Genomic DNA, 21,728 nt, shown 5'->3' with positions numbered 1-21,728 from the left:
AATGAAAAAATTAGGTATTATCGCATTGGCACTCTTCATACAGAATGTTTCTGCACAGACAAACAGGTTTGTGTATCAGGTGACTATGAAGCCTGATGCCGAAAATAAAACGGATATTAAGACAGAAAATGCTTACCTGGATATTTCTCCGGAAAAGTCTGTGTTTTATTCGGAAAACAGGATTAAAAGAGATTCCATCATGCAAAAAGCATTTCAGGGCGGAGGCGGAAGAGGAAGTATCAACAGAGATCAGATGGAAGGCTTGAGAACTAATATCAATTATTCCATAGAAAAAGATAAAACAAACCAAAAGACGTATTTTAAAGACAGAATTGGCCGTGATCTCTATTCGTATGAAGAAGACAGACCATTAAATTGGAAAATTGAATCAGAAACAAGAAAAATAGGTGAATATAAAGTTCAGAAGGCCGAAACTGATTTTGGAGGCAGAAAATGGACAGCATGGTTTACAACAGATCTTCCTTATCAGGATGGACCTTACAAGTTTGGAGGACTTCCGGGGTTGATTGTAAAAGTAGAAGATGATAAAGGAGATTATTCTTTTGATTTAATGAAAAACTACAAAATCACGGAATTTCCTACTTTGAATCAGTTTGGAAATACTTTGAAAGTAAAAAGATCAGATTATTTAAAACAACAGCAAAAATTTAAGACTGATCCTATGTCATTTATGAACCAAAGTTCCGGAGGTATAGCATCTCCAATGAGAGTCGGTGGCGGTGGAAGAGGTCCTGGAGGCGGTGGTGGAAATCAGAATCCTGCCGATATGAGAAAAAGAATGGAAGAAAGGGTAAAAGAAGAAGCTAAGAAAAATTCTAATCCTATAGAATTGCAATAAATAAAAAAGCGGCCTTAAAGTAAGACCGCTTTTTATTTTGTATAGTCTGAATAATTCTGATAAATTATTTTAATAATTGGTTGAAAGTATCTCCTTGTCTGATATCTCCTGTGTTGTAGCCTTTCATAAACCATTCTTTACGCTGTGCAGATGATCCGTGAGTAAAGCTTTCCTGATTGACATATCCCTGACCTCTTTTCTGAATGTTGTCATCTCCAACGGCTTCTGCAGCATCTATGGCAGCCTCAATGTCTCCAGGTTCCAGTATATGTTTGCTGTCATTTGTCTTTTTAGCCCAAACTCCGGCATAGAAATCAGCCTGTAATTCTGTAGCCACAGATACTCTGTTCATCTGTTCTTCAGAATATCTTCCACTTCTTCTTAACGCATCTACTTTTTGAGTGGTTCCCAACAGTGTCTGAACATGATGTCCTACTTCGTGGGCAAGAACATAAGCTACCGTAAATTCTGTTACTTTAGCTCCGAATTTTTGCTGAAGCTCACCGAAAAAACTCATGTCCATATATACTTTCTGATCAGCCGGGCAATAGAAAGGTCCCATGGCAGATTGCGCTGTACCACATGCTGAAGAAGTTGTATTTTCGAAAAGAACAATACCCGGATCGGTATAGGTCATTCCGTTTTCAGTGAAAATCTGATTCCAGGTCTGGCTATTCCATGCATCCATCATTTTGACCATTTCCCCAATTTGTTTTTCACCGGCTGTAAGTTCTCTTTGCTCACTGGAATTTCCGGAAGACTGCATACTGCCGGAATTCAAAATACCGGATGGGTCACCTCCCAAAAAGAATACAATGGCTGCTATAATTAAAGTTCCGAGTCCTCCGCCTACAATCATACCACCATTTCCTCCTCCGGAACCACGGCGGTCATCAACGTTTCCGCCTCTGTCGTCTGTCCATTTCATAGTAATAAATTTATTCGTTAATTTAAATATTTTACGCCAAACTTTATGCTAAAAATATTTAGATATTTATCTGTTAAGTTGTTTCGTTTTTAGCCAGTAGGAGGTAGATTGATATGCTGATACGGCATCATCCACCAGTTTTTGGTCTGGATCTTTTAATAATTTTTCGTCGTAATACAGCTTAAAAGCTGGGGCCAGATCGCTTTTTTCCAATTCCAAAGAATATTGTTTTACCTTTTTTACCGGAGAAATAATGGTAAGACGCCCGTCTTTTATAAATCCAAGATCCTGATATGTTGCTACATAAGCTTTAGGTTGGAATTCTTTTTTGAAGACATCCTGTCCAAGAAATTTAGACTGATAACTGAAATTCAAAAGTCCCAAAACGGTTGGCATTACGTCTATCTGAGACATTAATCCATCAAACTTTTGAGGCTGAACAAACCCTTCTGAAAAGATCATCGCAGGAATTCTGTATTTATCCATCGGAAGTTCCGTTTTCCCGGCACTCGATGCACAGTGGTCTGCAATGATAACAAAAACAGTATTTTTATACCAGTCTTGTTTCTTAGCCATATCAAAGAATAATTTAAGAGAGTAGTCGGTATATTTTACACCGCCTTCACGAGATTTTGCTGTTCCCGGAATATCTATTCTTCCGTCAGGATAAGTAAAAGGTCTGTGATTGGAAACCGTCATCCAGTGATTGAAAAATGGTTTCCCTGATTTTGCTTCAGTATTCATCACCTGAATCGCTTTTTTTGCCATATCTTCATCAGCAACTCCCCAAACATTGGCAAAAGTGATTTCTTCAGGTTTAAAATTATTTCGGTCTACAATTCCGTAGCCATTTCCACTAAAGAAATCCTGCATATTATCAAAATAGCTGTATCCGCCATATAAAAACTTAACATCATAGCCTTTAGATTTGAATACATTCCCGGTTGTAAATTTGTTTTTATTATCATCTCTTTTGATGATACTTTCTCCCGCTGTCGGTGGAATACACAATGTTAAAGCTTCCAGACCGCGTACTGTTCTGTTTCCGGTAGCATAAAGATTGGTAAACATCAATGACTTCTCTGCAAGGCTGTCAAGGAAAGGAGTAATTTTTTGTGTGTTGCCGTAATGTTCCATGAAATCTGCGGAAAGACTTTCAATAGAAATCAATACAACGTTTTTCTTCATTTCAGGTTGCTCAGCAACAATATTTCTTGATAATGTCTGCTGTGGATACTGACTTAGAAAATTCTTTTCGGCCTGCTGTTGATTGATCTGTGAATAAAACTGGAAGTAATCCAGCTCATTATGAGTAAAAGCCCAGTAGAACTTTGGAAGTCCGTTGGCCTCAATTTCGTCTGCAAAAACATTGTCTGACCTCATTTGCATCAGAGACGGGATCGCCAGTGCACTAAGGGCGCAAAGTACCATGAAACTCCCCAGAAGAACCATTTTTTGTTTAAAATCCGGAAGCTCCAGCAGCTCATCTTTTGTTTTCTTATAAATGAACCATGTGATGGTAAGTGTAACGATCATTATCCCTGAAAATAACGGAACGACAGGATAGCTTTCCATGATATTTCCAATAACTTCATTGGTATATATCAGATAATCTACTGCAATAAAGTTATACCGAACTCCGAATTCATTGTAAAAGAAGTATTCACTTACTCCATTGAAAATAATCAGAAGAACATATAATAATAATGTAATGAAATATAGAGTGTTACGAATCTTTGTTCTTTGGGTCGGAAGGAAAAGCATCAATCCGAAGAAAAGGGTTTTTATTCCAACAAAAACAAGTGCTACCTCCATGATAGAACCTCCATATTGCTTGAAAATATTGTTAGGAACAAGCCATATATAAAGGAAGAATAAGACCATTGCGCCCAAAATAATGTAGCCGTAAGGTTTTTTATATTTTGAATTGGAAAGGAAGAGAAAATAAAGCGCGAGAACAGAACTGGCAAGAACGAATACAAAAATATCATTCACCAAGCCTATTAACAAGACTTTTACGACCTCGAAAAACCCAAAGCTAGCTGTGGTAATAGGGTGAAAAAAGAATACTGTTCTTATTATCAATGAAATAATAAGATAGAAAACTCCTAAATATAGGAACGGTTTTATTTTTCTTAAAAACATGTATTTACTGTCTTTATTAGTTTTCACAAAGATAGTTTTTGTATAGAACTTTTGATAGAAAAAAACAAAAACATCCTGTTTATTAGTAAGATTTGTGATTTAAAATACCCAATAAAAAAGGACTATTAAAAATAGTCCCAATATATTGTTAAGGTAATCTGAGGTTAAGAGTGTCCGAAACCGATATTTCCTTTTTTGTCAGATAATTTCTTTTTGAAATCAATCATTCTTAAAGCGGTAACAGCTGCTTCTACACCTTTGTTTCCAAGATCACCACCGCTTCTTGCGATAGACTGCTCTTTGGTATCATCTGTCAATACGCAGAAAATAGTAGGGGTGTCAGTCATAATGTTACAGTCTTTGATTCCCTGTGCTACTGCAGAACACACATAGTCAAAATGAGGTGTTTCCCCACGGATCACACACCCGATAGAAATTACTGCATCATATTTTCTTTCTTTGCAAAGCTGCATGCTTGCATAGTTGAGTTCAAAGGCTCCCGGAACAGGGAAAAGTTTGATGTTTTCAGGTTTTACCCCTTCTTTTTCAAGAATTTCCAAAGCTGCATCACGAAGATTGTACGTTACAAAATCATTCCACTCAGAAAAAACAATGCCGATAGAAAAATCTTCGGCATTAGTTATATGAAGTGGCTTGTAATCGGAAAGATTAACTGTTGCCATTTTTTAGTAATATTTAGTCATTTCAATATAAGAATCAGACATTCCGTTGTCGTAGTCCTGATATTTCTCATCAATTGCAGAGAAGTATTTTTTAGCTTCTGCATTTTTCTTTAATCCTAAAGCAACGATACCTGCTTTTCTTGTGAAATAGTATGCTGTATACGGATCATCAGAAGCGGTTGCTGCTTTGTCTAATAAAGCTAAAGCTTCATCGTTTTTGTTAAGACCTGATTTTGCATCTGCCATAGCTCCGAATTTCATTGCTACTAAAGTTTTGTTGTCAGATGAAAACTGGTCTAAAAGATCATAAGCTTCCTGGAATTTTCCTTCTTTGAACTTCAATAAACCTGCATTATAAGATGAAAGTTTACCGATTTTAGTAGAAGAATATTCGTTATATGTACCTACAAAACCTGGGTTAGCTGCAGATTTTCCACCCAAAGCATCTTTATCCTTACCTTCAGTAAGACTTTTTTGAGCAGAAAGGAAACTTTTCACAGCTTCAGCGTTCTTTGGAGCAACTATAAATTGCTTGTAAGCGAAGAATCCTAACACTGCTAAAATTAATGCTCCAAATACAAAACCTAGAGGTTTTGAATATTTTTCAACAAATCTTTCAGTGTTTAAAGCTTCTCTGTCAAGGTCTTTAAAGAACTCAACCGTTTCTTTACCTTCTTGCTCGTTCTGAGCACTCTTTCCCAATTTTGCCATAAGTTTTTAAAAATTGAAATGCAAATTTAATTGTTTCTGAGAGATTTACAAAATACTTTCTGAGTATTATTGATGAAATTTTGTGAATTGCTAATCGGGAATGATGAATTTATTAAAAAAAGATGCTTCGACAGGCTCAGCATGACACTTCTAATACTACTTGTTCTAATCTTACAGTAAATTATTAGCGTTGTCATGCTGAGCGGAGTCGAAGCATATATCTTAATCTTGTTAGGATCAATCTTAATATCCTAAAACATGATACACTTCTGCACCAAATTTTTTCAATTTTTCATCACCATTCAAATCTTTTAAGCCAATAAGGAAACTGAATTGGGAAACAGTTGCGCCCTGTTTTTCTACCAATTTAGCTGCTGCTTCAGTAGTTCCTCCGGTTGCTAAAAGATCATCATGAATCAAAATTTTTTGTCCTGGCTTTATTTGTCCTTCACGGGTTTCAATAATAGCACTTCCATATTCCAGATCATATTTTTCTGAAATGACAGGAGGAGGTAGTTTTCCTGCTTTTCTGATCAGAATGAACGGAACTTCCAATGCTACGGCAATAGCGATTCCAAACAAATAACCACGGCTTTCGATTCCGCAGACTGCATCTATTTTTCCTTTACTGAAGGCTGCAAGATCTGCAATCACATCTTCATAAAGTTTCGGATCTAAAAAAATGGGTGAAATATCCTTAAACTGTATTCCAGGAATCGGAAAATCAGGAATATTTTCAATTGTTTCTTCTAGTTTTTTGATCAGTTCTGCTGAAGCCATTTATTAATTGATTTTATAGCTGGAAATTTTCCAGTCACCGTTTACATTTTTAAGCCCGAAAGTTACTTTCAATGAAGTTGTCTTACCGCTTTTATCTGTTACATCATAGGTAGCATTTACGCTTGCACTGTTGGCTGTAGTACCACTTGTTGTAATATTCTTTACGCTTACATTTTTCACAGCTCCAAAACCTGAATTAGGATTAGAGAAAGATTCATAGCTTCCCCAGTTTGGATTGCTCGATGTATCGTAAGCCGCTTTTAAGTTCTGTGAACTTACGCTGTTCAAAAATTTGCTTACTGTATTTTTAGGATCAGCAGTCGGCTGTTTTGGCGTAGCTGGTGCCGTTGGAGTAGCAGTAGCAGGATCTGTAGGGGTTCCAGTAGTTGCTGTTGGATTGTTTGGATCAATAACTGCGCTTGGCTGTTCTGTTACGGCTGTTGTATCAGTTTTAGGAATGGCAGGAACTTTCAGAGCTGCTGCATTCACATCAAGACCGATTTTTGACATTTTGAAAGTTTTCGCAGTTGTTTTTACAGAAACTGTGATGTCGATTTTGTTATCTACCACTTTTGCTGCCGGAATAGAGGAGAACTTCAAGTTGAATCCTTTAAAGTTATTATCCTGCATCAGGTTTTTAGCGGTAGCAAGTCTTACTCCGTTACTGAATACTTCAAGGGTTGCTTCCAGACCTGCTCCTGTGAAAGATACCGGGTTTCCTGCTGCATCTACAAGTCTTGGTACAATTTGAATGGCAGTAGGAGCTCCGGAACCGTCATCGCCTGTAGGTCTTGTAATAAGGCTTAATGATCCTGCTTTTACGTCATTAGGATCGCTTTCTTTGGCTTTATCATCTCCGAAGATGTTCATTTCTCCGAGTGATGGCGGGGCAGTACTGGCCCATTCTATTCCGTTTTTCTGCGCAACTTCGTCTGCAAGGGACATAATTTCAGGAACTTTTTTTCCATTGATCAGTTTTCCAAGGGCTTTTAGCTCGTTTATATCACCATCAGCTTCTACGCCAAATGTTTTAAGGATATAAAGAGCCTCATTAAACTTAATCTGTTTAATGGTAGGTAAACTGGAAGTCATATCATTGATACTTGACTGCAGTGTTTTAGTATTCGTAGCATCTACATGATCTTTCTTACATGCTGTAAAAAGCAACAGACTGAAAACAAGTAGAAAAGAAAACTTTTTCATTTTTATTTGGTTTGTTGCAAATTTAATAAAACCTTTATTAATACTGGATTTTATTTTTTACTTTATGTTTTTTGCTTATTTATTATTTTTTTCCGGAAATGGATGCTGTTCTTTTAATTTTAGAATTCAATTGAGATATTTAGTACTCCGGAACAGAGTTTTCATTATTTTTTATTGGTTTGTTCTTTTAGATCGCCTTTGAAAAAGCTGCTGAAAATAGTCTGCATATTAGGAAATGACGAATCCTGCCAGTAGGATGTTTTGTAATTACTGTTGTCTTTATCAAACTTCACTTTCTCAATATCATTGTCATTGCTGAAATTAAGTTCTGTTGGATAAAAATTAGTATAAAGTGTTATCTGATTGTAATTGGGTTCACTTTTATGTTTCAATTTTACAAAAACAAGTTCATTATATTCCAGGAAATCTTTCAGGGTTTTTTCAGATCCTTTTTCAAAAGACATGTTTAAAATTGTTTTTATATCGTAAAATCTATATCCAAAGAATGAAAATTCTTTATCCTGAAGGGCTGCACCAGTAATCTCTATTTGATCTTTATGTTCACCCTTCAACTCTTTAACGGTATTTCTTTTTGTTTTATATTCTTCCGGGTTTCCAACATTTTTAAGTTTGGGCAGTTCCAGAGAATTGCTATAATCCCATTTTGAAGTTTCTTTTTTCTCATTTTTAGATTCTGCCAGCCTGAAAATTCTGTACTGTTCTACATTGGTACTTTTTAGTTTTTTGGATTTATTATCAAAAATGTAGGTTACAATTCCGTCTGCATAACTATTCAGTTTATTGTTCACCGTTACATAAGCATTAAAATTTCCTTTGATGAAAATGTATTTGGCAGGCTTATTATTTTTAATAACAACTGTTTCAATTTCTTTCACCTGGTCATTGATTTTAATGACTGGCTGATCAAAATCGGAATAGGATAGGGTGGCAACCGGAAAATTATTATAAACCAGCTGAAACTTTTCTTGGGCAGGTGACAGCGATTGCTTGTCAATCTTACCATCAATATCAGAGTAGGCGAGTATGCTTCCGTCTTTGCCAAATACGGAAACTCTGGGAAGAGGATTATTATTTTTTTCAGAAACAAATGTAATAACCTGTGCATTTGTGAATACGGAGATCAAAATGAACAGAAGGTAAACAAAGTGAATTTTTTTCATTGCAGTATTTTGTTTTTGGCGTTAATAGTAAAAACAGACTTCTATATAGAGACGAGAAAAACAGAAAATGGTTGCCTGAAAATTCTTATTGACGTCACTGCATAAAAAAAGACTGATCGTTAAACAATCAGTCTTTTATAATTTTATTTTGTTACAAGTCCTTAGAAAGGATACTCATAAATTTCGGATTCGTGTAAGAATGGGTTTCCTGTAGGAATCAACTTCAGTTTAGATAAAGCTGAAAGAACAGTAAACATAAATAATCCAGCTACGAATAGAACTGCTCCCAGGATTAACAAGAATACTTCAGGAGTGTTCCAGTATGGTCCTACCGTTCCCGGCATTACCATGTTGAAGTAATCTAAAAGGTGTCCTAAGATAACTACTACTGCCATTGTGGTAACTACTTTGTAGTTTCTCTTGATGCTGCTGCTTACTAATACCAATAGTGGTAATAAGAAGTTTACAATCAGCATTGGTAAAAACGTTGTACCATAGTGCTGGAATCTACCGAAGAAGTAGTTAACCTCTTCCGGAACGTTTGCATACCAGTAAAGCATGAACTGAGCGAACCATGTATATGTCCAAAGCATACTTGTAGCGAAAAGGAAAACTCCTAAATCGTGTAAGTGGTTGTCATTGAACTGTGGTAAGAAACCATTTTTCTTAAGATAAACACTTAATAAGATGATTACAGCAATACCACTTGAAAGGCAGCTAACCATTGAATACCAGATATACATTGTAGAATACCAGTGAGGGTCAATAGACATCAACCAGTCCCAAGCCCAAGCTGCAGAAGCAAATCCGAAGAATACGATATAACCTACCGCCCATCTGTAAAGGAATTGATACTCAACTTTAGATTTAGTCTCATCTACTTTTTTAGACTGAGCTTTCAGTTTCCAAGCAAAGAAAGAAGCACCAATCACATAGATTAAAGTTCTTATTGCATAGAAAGGAATATTTAAGAATCTTTTCTTTTCAAATAGGATCACGTCAAAATGAGCAGACTCTGGATTTGTCAATTCAGGGTCCATCCAGTGGAATAAATGACCATTATGAGTGATGTTTAAGATCATCAGGATAACCAGGATTGCACCACCGTAAGGAATATAAGAAGCAATAGCCTCCATTACTCTTGTGATGATAATTGGCCATCCTGCGTGAGCTGCGTGCTGAATACAGTAGAAGAACAGTACAGCGCAACTTACTCCAAAGAAAAAGACTGCTACAAAGTGCAGCGATGCTAATGGCTGGTTGTGAACCTGAAGCTCAGCATGCTCTAAATGAGCTGCGTGATCCTGTGGTCCAACCATTTCACTTGAGTGTGTAGGAGCATCATGACCAGAAGCATGAACAGCTTCCATCATTTGTTCTATTTTCTCAGTAGAAATTCCTTTGTTCATAAAGAAACCAATACCGAAAAGAACTAAACCTACAACAAGAAGTATTATAGAAGTTGATTTTAATTTTGGTGAAAAACTATACATTTCTTTTCTTATTTTTTAGTTTCGGTAGTCGTTTCAGTTGTTGCTGGTGCCGCCGCTGTAGCTGCTCCTTTTTTGAAAGCACTCATCACATACAATGCTACTCTCCATCTGTCTCCTGCGTTCAGTTGTCCCGCATAAGATCCCATGGCATTTCTACCGTTTGTTAATACATAATGAACAGATCCTACAGTAATTTCTCTGTCTGCATAGTTGGGTACTCCGGAGAATGCCCCACTTTGTACGATAGGTCCTTGTCCATCACCTCCTGTTCCGTGACATGCCGCACAAGTGTGATCAAACAAGATTTTTCCTCTTTCAATATCCTTTGCTGCATTAGCTGGATTTAGAGGAGATACTGTAAGTTTTTTAGAAGCATCATACCCAGCGTTGTACTCGTCAACATTTTTAGGTAGTAAGCTTTCTTCAAAAACGCCATCTTTATTTTGAGAAACAGATCCTTCTACTGGAGCAAGACCTGTTGCGCCACTATTTTTAACAAAAGCAGGAATTTCATTTTCATGATCTGAATAAGCATCCTGTGCTTTCATCAATGGATCATAAGCTACCGGAAAATACATATCCGGGAAATATACCAGCGGAGTATTGTCCTTTGGTCCACAAGAGTTAAGTAAAACCGTTGTTAAACCTAAAACCGCTGTAATTTTTAATACATTCTTTTTCATTTTAAGCGTCTTTAACAGTTATTTCTTCAACTCCAGTTTCAATAAGCAACTGTTTTACAGATTCTACATCTTCAGTTACAAATTCCATCATGAATTTATCATCAGTAGTTCTCGGGTCTGGGTTCTGAGCAGGAGCTCCCGGATACATTTTGTTTCTAACCAAGAAAGTTAAAGACATCATGTGAGCAGCACAGAATACCATTAATTCAAACATTGGAACTACGAATGCCGGCATGTTGTGTGCCCAGTCAAAAGCTGGTTTACCACCGATATTCTGTGGCCAGTCATGATTCATCACATACCAAGTTACAGTAGCACCGATAGTAACACCGTAAAGAGCATATAAGAATGCGGCATCAGAAATTCTGGTTTTCTTTAACCCTAAAGCCTTGTCTAGTCCGTGAACCGGAAACGGAGTATACACTTCGTTTATAGCGATTCCTTTATCGTTGAATGCCTTAACGCCGTTCATTAAATCGTCGTCGTCAGCATAAAGTCCGTATACAATTTTAGTGGTGCTCATCTCCTTCTTTTGCTTTATAAGTTTCACCTGAAATTTTCAGAATCGATTTTAATTCAGCCTGTGCAATTACAGGGAATGTTCTTGCGTATAATAAGAACAAAACAGAGAAGAATCCGATAGTTCCTAAATATACACCCACATCAATGATCGTTGGCTTAAACATTGTCCATGATCCTGGTAAGTAGTCTCTTGAAAGGTTGATAACGATGATATCAAAACGCTCAAACCACATACCGATGTTGATGATTAATGCAACAATGAATGTCCAGATAATGTTCGTTCTCGCTCTTTTGAACCAGAAAGAAGCAGGAATCACAAGGTTACAGATGATCAATGACCAGAATGCCCACCAGTAAGGTCCTACAGCAGCACCTGGAGAAAGATATGTAAAATCTTCAAATCTAGATCCTGAGTACCATCCGATGAAATATTCAGTAGCATAAGCTACAGTTACCATACCACCTGTAAGAACGATTACGATGTTCATAATTTCGATATGATACATTGTAATATAGTCTTCTAAGTGACAAACTTTTCTTGCAATTAACAATAGTGTTTGTACCATTGCAAATCCTGAGAAAATCGCACCAGCTACGAAATAAGGAGGGTAGATTGTTGAGTGCCATCCTTTAATAACTGAAGTTGCGAAGTCAAAAGATACGGTAGTGTGTACTGAGAATACAAGTGGAGTTGCCAAACCTGCAAGAACCAAAGAAAGTTCTTCGAATCTTTGCCAGTGTTTTGCTTTACCACCCCAACCGAATGCTAGGAATGTATAAATTTTCTTCGTCCAAGGAGTTTTAGCTCTATCTCTGATCATTGCAAAGTCAGGGATAAGTCCCATGAACCAGAATACAGTTGATACTGAGAAATACGTCGAGATCGCAAATACGTCCCAAAGTAGAGGAGAGTTGAAGTTCCCCCAAAGAGAACCGAATTGGTTTGGTAAAGGGAATACCCAGTATCCAACCCAAACTCTACCCATGTGGATTACAGGGAAGATTGCTGCCTGTACAACCGCAAAGATCGTCATCGCCTCTGCAGATCTGTTTACAGACATTCTCCATCTCTGTCTAAATAATAATAATACTGCGGAGATTAGGGTCCCGGCGTGACCGATACCTACCCACCATACGAAGTTGGTAATATCCCAACCCCAGTTAATAGTTCTGTTAAGCCCCCATGCTCCAATACCTGTCCCGATAGTGTAAGCGATACAGCCGAATCCATAGAGGAATAGAACTAGTGCAGCATATAATGAGATCCACCATAATTTACCTGCTCTTTCTTCGATAGGTCGTGCGATATCTTCTGTAATATCGTGATAAGTTTTGTGACCAATAATTAGAGGTTCCCTTATCGGAGCTTCGTAATGTCCTGACATTTTTTACCTATTTATTATTTAAACTTTAATTTTCTACTCTGTTTCTTACTTTAGTATGATAGAACACGTTTGGTTTTGTGCCGATCTCCTCTAGTAAATAATATCTTCTGTTAGATGCATATTGCTCTCTAATTGCAGAATCTTTATCATTCATGTCTCCAAATGTCATTGCTCCGGTAGAACAAGCTTTAGAACAAGCAGTCTGGAATTCTCCATCCTTCACTTTTCTTCCCTCTTTCTTAGCCTCAAGAATAGTATTCTGAGTCATTTGGATACACATTGAACATTTCTCCATTACCCCTCTAGTTCTTACAACTACATCCGGGTTAAGTACCATTCTTCCTAAATCGTTGTTCATGTTGAAATCGAACTTGTCATTTAGGTTATAAGTAAACCAGTTGAAACGTCTTACTTTGTACGGACAGTTGTTTGCACAATATCTTGTACCGATACATCTGTTGTAAGCCATATGGTTTTGACCTTGCTTACCGTGTGAAGTAGCCGCTACCGGACATACAGTTTCACATGGAGCGTGGTTACAGTGCTGACACATTACAGGTTGGAAGATTACATCCGGGTTGTCTGCAGGGTGGTTTAATGCACCTCCGTCTCCGAACGCAGTACCATACAATTCTGGTACAGCCATTCCTTCTTTCAATCCTTCGTATACTTCTACCTTTTGTCTTGATGAATAGTAACGGTCAATTCTTAACCAGTACATATCTCTTGACATTCTTACTTCTTCTTTCCCTACTACAGGAACGTTGTTCTCTGCCTGACAAGCAATAATACATGCTCCACAACCAGTACAAGAGTTCAAGTCGATAGATAAGTTGAAGTGAGGTCCATCCGTATCATCGAAAGCATCCCAAAGGTCGATTTTTCTCGCTGGAAGTGCTCCACTGATCGTGTGGTATTCCAAAGGCTTATTCCATCCCTTGTGCTCATCATCAAAAGCAACGTTAATGAATTCAGCTAAAGGAACTTCCTTAGCGATTTCATAACGACCCATTAATGTATTTTGAAGCTGAATACCTGCAAATTCGTGGTCTTCTCCTGTCTTCTCTATTTTAACACCTGAAAGAGCAAGGTTAGAACCATCAAATAAAGGATAAGCGTTTACCCCTGTATCTGCAGTTGCTCCTGAGTTTTTCTTACCATAACCAAGTGCAAGACCTACAGATCCTTCAGCTTGTCCTGGCTGTACAAATACAGGAACGTTTTCTATTTTAACTCCGTTTACAGTAAGGTTTACAATAGAACCATCTAACTGCATTCTTGCATTAAGATCGTTGTCAATTGCAAACTTCTCTGCGTCTTTAGGAGAAATTGTAAGGTAGTTATCCCAAGACATTCTTGTAATTGGGTCAGGTAATTCTTGCAACCAAGGGTTGTTCGACTGAGTACCATCTCCCATTGAAGTCTTAGTGTATAATACTAATTCTAATTCAGAAGCTTTAAAGTTTCCTAGTTCAGCAATAGCCTGTGCAGCATTTCCTCCTGCATAAGATAAAGTTGTTGTGTTTGTAGAAGCATTGATACCGTTGTACAATGCTTTGTTGAAAGAAGTACTACCTAAAAGTGAAGCTGAGCTTGCTTTTAAATAATCGTAGTAATTGTTTGCGGCATTGTTTTTACCATTCTTCCAAACCAATAGAGACTCTTCAATCTGTCTTGATTTGTAGATTTTCTGGATGGTAGGCTGCATCAATGAATATACCCCTGTCTGTGGTTCGATATCTCCCCAAGACTCTAGCCAGTTAGCTACAGGAATTACAGCTTTCGCTGCTTTGTACATTTCATTTTTCTTATCTGCTACTGCAACTACATAAGGAACTTTTGATAAAGATTTTTTGAAATCTTCTCCTTTTGGATGAGAGTAGATAGGGTCTACGTTGTTTGTAACTAATACACCAACTTGTCCACCGTTTACCCATCCAAGGAATTCCTGGTATCTTGCACCGTTAAATTCTTTCAGTAAGTTTGCTTTACCTGTGAAAGCTACTGAACCTAATTTCTGGTTGATTAAGTGTGCTAAAACCTGTGCTCCTTTAGAACCGTCAGCAAAAACAACAGCTTTGCTTCCTTTTGCTTTCAATTCGTTAGCAATTTCAGTTGCAGTCTTATCAGAAGTACCAGCACCTACGATTGCATTGTAAACTTCAACTAATGTTTTATTTACAGCACTTGGTTTTAATCTGTATCTTGAGTCAGCATTAGCACCAGTTAATGACAGGTTAGATTCCACCTGGATGTGTCTCAACATGCTTGTTCCCGGTTTTCTAGCTGCTGCATAAGAAGTTTCTAAGCTTGAAGCGTTATAGTCTCCTAAGAAATCAGCCTGGAAAGCAACTACCAATTCAGAACCTTTAAGGTCATAAACAGGCAATGCTCTTTGTCCGAATACTTCCTGAGCTGCATCTAATCCTGCAGAGTAAGGGAAAGCATCATAAGTTACTAATTCAGCTGTAGGATATTTAGCTTTGAATTCAGCGAATAACTTTTTGAAAGTTGGTGAAGCAAAAGAGTGTGATAAAACCACAATCTTTTTGCCAGACGCTTTAGCTTCTTCTAAACCTTTAATAACGAAGCTGTCTACTTTATCGAAAGTTTCGTCTTTACCGTCTAGTTTAGGCTGCTTTACTTTATCATTATCATAAAGAGAAAGTACACTTGCCTGAGCTCTTGCGTTAGTTTTACCTAAATCGCCACCAGCTGGATTTGGTTCAATTTTGATGGGTCTACCTTCACGGGTTTTTACTAAAACACTAGCAAAGTCGAAACCGTCAAAATATGTTGAAGCGTAATAATTAGGGACTCCCGGAATAATATCATGCGGCTTTACCACATAAGGAATCGTTTTGATTACCGGAGCTTCGCAGGCAGCTAAAGTAACTGCTGCTGTAGAGAATCCTAGCAATTTAAGGAAATCTCTTCTTGAAGTACTTGATCCGTTTTTCTCAGCATCTCCAAGGAAATCTTCTACCGGAATTTCTTCCTGAAACTCTTTAAGAGCCAGCTTACCATTTAAAGCTGGGTCTTTAAGTTCATGAATACTTCTGAATTGTATTTTGTTTGAAGCCATTTATACTTCTAATTTTTTAGTTATTAATAATGACATTTACCACACTCAAGACCTCCAATTGCATCTACAGTGATCTTACCTCCATCTTGTGGATATTGTTTTTTCAACTTGTCATGTAGATTTTTGAAGTACTCTTTATTATAACCGTTGTTCATATCAACTTCAGTCGTTCTGTGGCACTCGATACACCATCCCATAGTAAAGTCGTTAGCCATTTGAACAACATTCATTGTATCAATTTTACCGTGACAAGCTTTACATACAACATCAATTTTGTTGTTAGGATTCTTTTTGTTGAAAGAATTGATGATTGCTTGCTCTCCAGCAATTACGTGCTGAGAGTGGTTGAAGTAAACGAAGTCTGGCATGTTGTGGATTCTTGTCCATTCAACCGGTTGTGTTTTTCCTGTGTACTGTTGTTTTGCAGGATCCCAACCTGTTGCAGCATAGATCTTCTGGATTTCTCCGTCATAGAATGCCTTATCTTTTCCTGGCTCCATGTAGTGATCTGCGTTGTATTCAGAAATTGTTCTGTGACAGTTCATACAAACGTTCATAGAAGGAATTTCAGATACTTTTCCGTATTTAGCACTAGAGTGACATAGCTGACAGTCAATTTTTTGCTCTCCAGCGTGAATTTTGTGAGAGAAGTAGATAGGCTGCTCAGGTTTGTAACCTTTGTAAACCCCAATCCACATCAACCAGTTCCATACTCCATAAGCAGCTAAAATAGCAAGAATTGCTAATAAACCTTTACCAATGTAGTGGAACTTCTCATACATTTCACTGAAAGAACGAACTCTTGTTTCGTTAAGCCCAGCTAAATCTTCAGATTGACCCAGTTTTACCAATTGTCTTAGTTTTACCAAGATCCAAACCAGTAAACCTGCGATCGCTAAAAGTGAAATGATAACAACGTTTGTAGTAGTTTTGTCTGCAGGTGCTGCCGCAGCGGCGTCAGTTGCAGGAGTTGCTTCCGGCTTTTTCTCTTCCGGAGCAGGAGGATTAGTCGTGAATGCTAAAATGTCGTCAATATCCTTATCTGTAAGATTTGGAAAGACCTGCATTTCAGTCTTATTAAACTTTTCAAAAATCTCATTGGCGTATTTATCCCCAGAAGCTCTCAGAGCTTTGTTGTCTTTGATCCACTTGTGAAGCCAATCTTTGTCTACACCACCTTCTGTCTTTACTCGTTCTACAACCCCCTTTAATGGTGGTCCAACAACTTGTTTGTCCAGCGCGTGACATGCAGTACAATTCGCTTTGAAAAGTTTCTCTCCGTTTTTAGGATCGCCGTCTTGCCCGTAAAATGAAGCACTGGTTGATAGCAATAAGCCTATTGCGATCAACGTTTTTTTATAATGCTTTCTCCAACTAATCATTTAAATTATCTTATGTTAGTAAATTATTGAACATTCAATCAATTCGGCAAAAATAATATTTTTAACAGGAATTTAACGGTATATCTAAAAGGGAAAATATCATTTACGTTTAATTTGTATTGATTCTAAATAACCTGTTTGGTATAGTTTTTTAATTTGTATAAATTTGCGAAAACAAGTTTAAATGAAAAATTTGATTAAAATATTTTCGATATTATCCCTATTTGGGTTTTATAGTATTGAAGCCCAGCAAGTTGTTAAAAAAGATACTCTTTCGGGTACGGAACTTGTTATGACAATGGATTCCAAAATAAATGCAGCTTTGGAAGGAATTGAAGGAAAATGTGCTAAAGTTACTCCCGCAAATTATCCTAAAGATTCCGGTTCCAATGATATTGGAGTTTCTACAGGGATCAATACAAAACCTCCCAAAATCTTTGTGCCGAGCAGAGAACTTACGAATGCTGAAATTTGTAAGAAAAATCCTAGAATTTTAGGTTTTAAAATTCAGATTACTACTGTGAAAAGTAACGAAGAAGCCAATGAAGTAAAGTCTTATTTCAGAAAAAGATTCCCTAACCTTAAAGTGGAAACGGATGCTTCTTTAAGACCTAACTACAAGATTTTGGCAGGAAGTTATTTCACAAAACAAAGTGCAGCTGGAGATCTTTCAAGAATCAGAGAATATTTCAAATCTGCGGTAGCTGTACAGTACAGAATTTTCTGTGCAGAAGCAAAATAGCAATGAATTTATTTCAACATAAAAACAAAAAAGCTGAGAAATTTTCTCAGCTTTTTTTATTGGTAATAAGTTTCCATAAACCAGAAAAATTCAGCCATTCGAAATAAATTGTTGGCCAGTAGATACACAAACAATAAGATCACAGTTAATGTTAAGACTGACATTACTTTACGGGACAATCTGTAGGCATAAAAAAGCCACCCCAAAAGAAGTGGATACACGAAAACAAAATGACCTCCATAAATGGATGAAGTGTGAAGTCCGAATCTCATAACACAATGAATCACAATGTCAACGAAAAAAGAAATGGCGATAACCTGAACCCATTTGTTTTTGAAATTTTTAAAATAACTCCAAATAATCAGGGTCAATAATATGGTTATAAAAAAGTAAGGAAAAGCAGAAGAATAAAGGTCTATATAAAGTCCTTTAAAGTCGAATCCCTTCATATTGTGTTTATCCGAAATAATAAATCCAGGGAAAAGAATATTGCCTCCGAAAAAGAAGGAGAGAATCATGTCCCAAGTGGGCATTGATTCTACATTAGAGAATTTTTCGTATTGCTGGTTGGTTTTGGAAAATATATTCTGATATTTAAAATCAATTCTATTCAAATATAGCAGTACAAAACAAATTACTGCAACTGTTATCCTAAACACTGCATTTCCGAATTTTTTCCAGTCTCTTAAAAGATTTTTTTCAAAAAGGAGGGGAATGAAAACTTTTATAAAATTGGTAATAGTAAGCCCGCCGATGGTAATTCCGGCAAGCGAAAGAGCAATTGCAGGTGTTTTTTCTTCTTTTCTGATTTTTATTGCTGCGTAATAATTGTATAATGAAAGTAAAAACAAGGTGTAGGTGAAATTTTCCGGAGTAAAGGACAATATGATATTGGTTGAAAAAACTCCAAAAAACAAAATGATTAATACACTTAACCATAGCGGGAGACAGATAATGTTTTTTAAATATTTAAAAACCTGAACAATGTTTAAGCTGATAATAATATTGCTGAGCCAAGCCAGGGTAAGCCTGAAGTTGGTGTCCATTTTTCCGCCTGAAATGAATAATGAGAATTCTCTTACCCAATTGAAAAAATAATAGGATAGAGGATGTCTTTCAAAGCTTCCTCCCGTCATAAGGATAGATTTGTTATCAAAACTGAAATAAGCATCCCATGGAATTCTGCTGTCAAAAATAATTCTGTAATGAAGGGCAATATAGGAGCCTAAAATTCCATAACAGATCATAAAAAATAGAAAAACTGCCAGCTCGGTATAAGTGGAAGGGAAAATAAGTTTAAAGAAATTGATGATTTTTGTTTTGATAAAAGACACGTGTCAGATTTTTTGCAAAAGTAAAATAAAAAAACCACCAAAGCTGGTGGTTATGTAAAGATTGTATAAACGTTGTTATTGTTTTATTCGTTGTTATTGTTTTATTACCTTTTCTGTTTTCGATGTTCCATCAGAAAAATCTACTTTTAATAAATAGATTCCTTTCGGAAGCGAAGAAATATCTAATCTTTCAGAAGTATTATTAAGTAGAGATTTTCCGCTCGCATCAATTACAGTTGCAGATTTGATTTTTTTATCTGTTTTGATGTTGATTTCTCCTCTTGTTGGGTTTGGATAAATGGAAATACCGCTGTTTTTTGTTTTTGAAGTTTCAGATGTACCAAGAGTTCCATTAGCAACAACCTGTACATCATCTACTGAAACAGCATCAGCATCAGTTGCCATATACTGGAATCTTATTTTTACATTCGCCTGTCCTATGTATGTACTAAGGTTTTTTTGTACAGTAACCGTGTTATAAAAATCAGTATCTATATTACCATCACCGTCATCAGTAAAGCCGGGTTCGCTATCTTCATTCCAAAGAGTAATCCAGTTAGTTCCCCCATCTATTGATATCTGTGCCAGAAGATTTCCTTTGTTCAGGCTTATCATATAGCCCCAGCCAACTTTTACTTTGAAGCTTAGGGTTGGACTTGTTGCTCCAGCTAAACTGAATGAAGGGCTTGTAAGGTATGCTGTGTTAGAGCCAGCAATCCAGTCAATAGTAGCAGAATTATTTCCGGCAATAGTAAATCTCGTTTTGAGTTCAATAGAAGATGCTGAAGTTCCGGAAAAAACAGAACTTGTTAAATCCCATGCTCTTGATGCGTTTGTATTAGTTTTAGTCCATCCTGTTGGAGGAAATGTCGCTCCTTCGAAACTTTCCGAAAGTAATGTCTGGGCATTGCTGTAAAAGCATGATGCCAATGCTAAAGAAAGTACAAATTTTTTCATATTAAAGATTTTTATAAATGTAGTAAAAATATTTAATATGATGATAATATGATAATTAGATGTGCTATTTGTTATTGAAATTTTATGAGCTGCATGAAAGTGTTGAACATCCTGCAGTGTCATCATAGCCGAATGGTCTTTTGACGGAGAACTCAGGGTATAATTCCTGATAAGGAAATTCTAAAGCTTTGGTGAGTTTTTCCAGCATTTCTTTTTTGCCGTTACTGATCTCTTCAATGCATTCGTAAAGAAGATAATTTCTCAGGATGAATTTTGGGTTTGTTTTTTTCATCATCGCTAATGAAGCTTCTTTTGATATAGAATTTAAACCTAATCTTCCTTCATAACTTTTAATGAAATTGCTAAGTTTTTCCAGCATTTCTTCATTTAAAGAGATATAAGAAACCTCTTTAAAATGTCCTTTGATATCAGTATCCGGAGTTATTTTTTCCAGTTGACTGAAAAACAGGGTGTAGTCTAGCTGAAGTTCCTGCATTAATCCCTGCCAATTGGTGAAAAAATCCTCATCTTCTTTTTGTAGCTGATCCAGTCCGAATTTTTTACAAAGCATCTGATCATGAGCCTCCCAGAAATACGTTCCAAAATTATTTAAGGTGTCTTCTAAAAACTTTTCATCTTTAATTAAAGGATGGAGTGCATTCGCAAGCTGCCAAAGATTCCATTGGGCAATCTGTCCCTGTTTTCCGAATGCATATCTTCTTCCCGGAAGGTCTGTGGTATTGGGGGTGAAATTCAAATCATATTCATCCATCATGGAGTAAGGTCCATAATCGATGGTTAATCCCAGAGCAGACATATTATCTGTATTCATCACTCCATGTACAAATCCCACTCTGAACCATTCAACCATTAAATCTGCGGTCCGGGTACAGATATTTTGAAAGAAATCTCTGTATTTCTGACTGTCTGATGATGTGATTTCCGGATAATAATTTTCAATGGTGAAATCGGTAAGTTCCTGCAGACTGTTGTATTCTCTTTGAGCAGACATCAGTTCAAAATGTCCGAAGCGCAAGAAGCTTTCAGCAGTTCTGATGACCACTGCGCCTTTTTCAAGCTGAGGATTTCCATTGTACATAATATCGCGCATTACATCTTCGCCCGTAAAAGCCAGGCTGAATGCTCTTGTCGTTGGAACTCCTAAATGATGCATGGCCTCACTCATCAGATATTCCCGTACAGAAGATCTCAATACGGCCCTTCCATCAGCATGTCTGGAATAGGGGGTTGCTCCGGCACCTTTCCATTGGATCTCTGTTTTTTTTCCAGCTTCATTTGTGATTTCACCCGCAAGTATCGCTCTTCCGTCTCCGAGTTGTCCTGCCCAGTTTCCAAACTGATGTCCTGCATAAGCTGTAGCATAGGTTTTAACGTTTTCCGGAAGGTTATTTCCAACCAGAAAGTCAAGATCTTTATCTTCAAATTTTCCTAGTCCTATTTCTTTGGACAGAACTTCATTAAAAGCGATTAATTCAGGTTGACCAAAACCAGCAGGTTTGATGGTAGCAAATAAAACCTTTGGGGTATTTCTCTGCATAGGGTTGTTTGAAAAGTCACCTGGAAAAGTCTCGATAAAAGGTTGTCTGATACGTTCGATATTCATCCTTCAAAGGTATTAATTATAAAAGAAAAGA

Annotated in this window: 18 protein-coding genes; 2 read left to right on the top strand and 16 right to left on the bottom strand. The window is 36.9% G+C overall.

Annotation, left to right across the window (positions count from 1 at the left end; all coding sequences use genetic code 11):
• Window position 1 precedes the first annotated feature (1 nt).
• A complete protein-coding gene (locus ACPF63_RS20800) occupies window positions 2-859 on the top strand; it encodes a GLPGLI family protein (RefSeq protein ID WP_426481155.1) in 858 nt (285 codons plus the stop codon).
• A 64-nt stretch (window positions 860-923) separates the two neighbouring features.
• Here ACPF63_RS20800 and ypfJ read toward each other — a convergent pair whose 3' ends face one another.
• The 13 genes from ypfJ to ACPF63_RS20735 form a co-directional block, all read right to left on the bottom strand.
• Window positions 924-1,787: a KPN_02809 family neutral zinc metallopeptidase gene (gene ypfJ / locus ACPF63_RS20795; protein WP_426481154.1), complete on the bottom strand. Its 864-nt coding sequence runs from the start codon at window positions 1,785-1,787 to the stop codon at window positions 924-926.
• 66 nt (window positions 1,788-1,853) lie between these two features.
• Complete coding sequence (locus tag ACPF63_RS20790) at window positions 1,854-3,932, bottom strand: LTA synthase family protein (RefSeq protein ID WP_426483236.1); 2,079 nt, start codon at window positions 3,930-3,932, stop codon at window positions 1,854-1,856.
• A gap of 164 nt (window positions 3,933-4,096) precedes the next feature.
• On the bottom strand, window positions 4,097-4,615 hold the full coding sequence (gene ribH, locus ACPF63_RS20785; protein WP_034734563.1) for a 6,7-dimethyl-8-ribityllumazine synthase: 519 nt from the start codon (window positions 4,613-4,615) through the stop codon (window positions 4,097-4,099).
• Between the two features lie 3 nt (window positions 4,616-4,618).
• Window positions 4,619-5,326, bottom strand: coding sequence for a tetratricopeptide repeat protein (locus tag ACPF63_RS20780; RefSeq protein ID WP_426481153.1), 708 nt, complete (start codon window positions 5,324-5,326; stop codon window positions 4,619-4,621).
• A gap of 243 nt (window positions 5,327-5,569) precedes the next feature.
• Entirely contained in the window at window positions 5,570-6,106 is a 537-nt protein-coding gene (locus ACPF63_RS20775; RefSeq protein WP_426481152.1) for an adenine phosphoribosyltransferase, read from the bottom strand.
• Between the two features lie 3 nt (window positions 6,107-6,109).
• Entirely contained in the window at window positions 6,110-7,309 is a 1,200-nt protein-coding gene (locus tag ACPF63_RS20770; RefSeq protein ID WP_426481151.1) for a hypothetical protein, read from the bottom strand.
• Between the two features lie 164 nt (window positions 7,310-7,473).
• Window positions 7,474-8,490, bottom strand: coding sequence for a hypothetical protein (locus ACPF63_RS20765; protein WP_426481150.1), 1,017 nt, complete (start codon window positions 8,488-8,490; stop codon window positions 7,474-7,476).
• 161 nt (window positions 8,491-8,651) lie between these two features.
• Window positions 8,652-9,983, bottom strand: a complete 1,332-nt coding sequence (locus tag ACPF63_RS20760; RefSeq protein WP_047376181.1) for a hypothetical protein — start codon at window positions 9,981-9,983, stop codon at window positions 8,652-8,654.
• An 8-nt stretch (window positions 9,984-9,991) separates the two neighbouring features.
• Window positions 9,992-10,666: a c-type cytochrome gene (locus tag ACPF63_RS20755; RefSeq protein WP_426481149.1), complete on the bottom strand. Its 675-nt coding sequence runs from the start codon at window positions 10,664-10,666 to the stop codon at window positions 9,992-9,994.
• A 1-nt stretch (window position 10,667) separates the two neighbouring features.
• Window positions 10,668-11,189 (bottom strand): DUF3341 domain-containing protein, encoded by a 522-nt coding sequence (locus ACPF63_RS20750; RefSeq protein ID WP_047376185.1) that lies wholly within the window; start codon window positions 11,187-11,189, stop codon window positions 10,668-10,670.
• Window positions 11,176-12,573 carry an NrfD/PsrC family molybdoenzyme membrane anchor subunit gene (gene nrfD / locus ACPF63_RS20745; protein ID WP_077413369.1) on the bottom strand — a complete coding sequence of 466 codons (1,398 nt, stop codon included), beginning with the start codon at window positions 12,571-12,573 and terminating at the stop codon, window positions 11,176-11,178. Before nrfD ends, ACPF63_RS20750 begins: the two co-directional genes overlap by 14 nt.
• A gap of 25 nt (window positions 12,574-12,598) precedes the next feature.
• Window positions 12,599-15,658: a TAT-variant-translocated molybdopterin oxidoreductase gene (locus ACPF63_RS20740; protein WP_426481148.1), complete on the bottom strand. Its 3,060-nt coding sequence runs from the start codon at window positions 15,656-15,658 to the stop codon at window positions 12,599-12,601.
• Between the two features lie 23 nt (window positions 15,659-15,681).
• Complete coding sequence (locus ACPF63_RS20735; RefSeq protein ID WP_047380202.1) at window positions 15,682-17,040, bottom strand: c-type cytochrome; 1,359 nt, start codon at window positions 17,038-17,040, stop codon at window positions 15,682-15,684.
• 184 nt (window positions 17,041-17,224) lie between these two features.
• On the opposite strand from ACPF63_RS20735, the gene ACPF63_RS20730 reads away from it, so the two are divergent.
• Complete coding sequence (locus tag ACPF63_RS20730; RefSeq protein WP_426481147.1) at window positions 17,225-17,782, top strand: SPOR domain-containing protein; 558 nt, start codon at window positions 17,225-17,227, stop codon at window positions 17,780-17,782.
• 56 nt (window positions 17,783-17,838) lie between these two features.
• Here the strand turns inward: ACPF63_RS20730 and ACPF63_RS20725 are convergent, their stop codons facing one another.
• From ACPF63_RS20725 to ACPF63_RS20715, 3 genes are all read right to left on the bottom strand, one after another.
• Entirely contained in the window at window positions 17,839-19,116 is a 1,278-nt protein-coding gene (locus ACPF63_RS20725; protein ID WP_426481146.1) for a DUF6080 domain-containing protein, read from the bottom strand.
• Between the two features lie 93 nt (window positions 19,117-19,209).
• Window positions 19,210-20,073: a T9SS type A sorting domain-containing protein gene (locus ACPF63_RS20720; protein ID WP_426481145.1), complete on the bottom strand. Its 864-nt coding sequence runs from the start codon at window positions 20,071-20,073 to the stop codon at window positions 19,210-19,212.
• A gap of 82 nt (window positions 20,074-20,155) precedes the next feature.
• Window positions 20,156-21,697, bottom strand: coding sequence for a protein adenylyltransferase SelO (locus ACPF63_RS20715; RefSeq protein WP_426481144.1), 1,542 nt, complete (start codon window positions 21,695-21,697; stop codon window positions 20,156-20,158).
• Between the last annotated feature and the right edge of the window lie 31 nt (window positions 21,698-21,728).

The organism is Chryseobacterium sp. R2ACT005, assembly GCF_049949215.1.
GTDB lineage: Bacteria > Bacteroidota > Bacteroidia > Flavobacteriales > Weeksellaceae > Chryseobacterium.
This window is presented reverse-complemented; position numbering and strand designations above follow the sequence as displayed.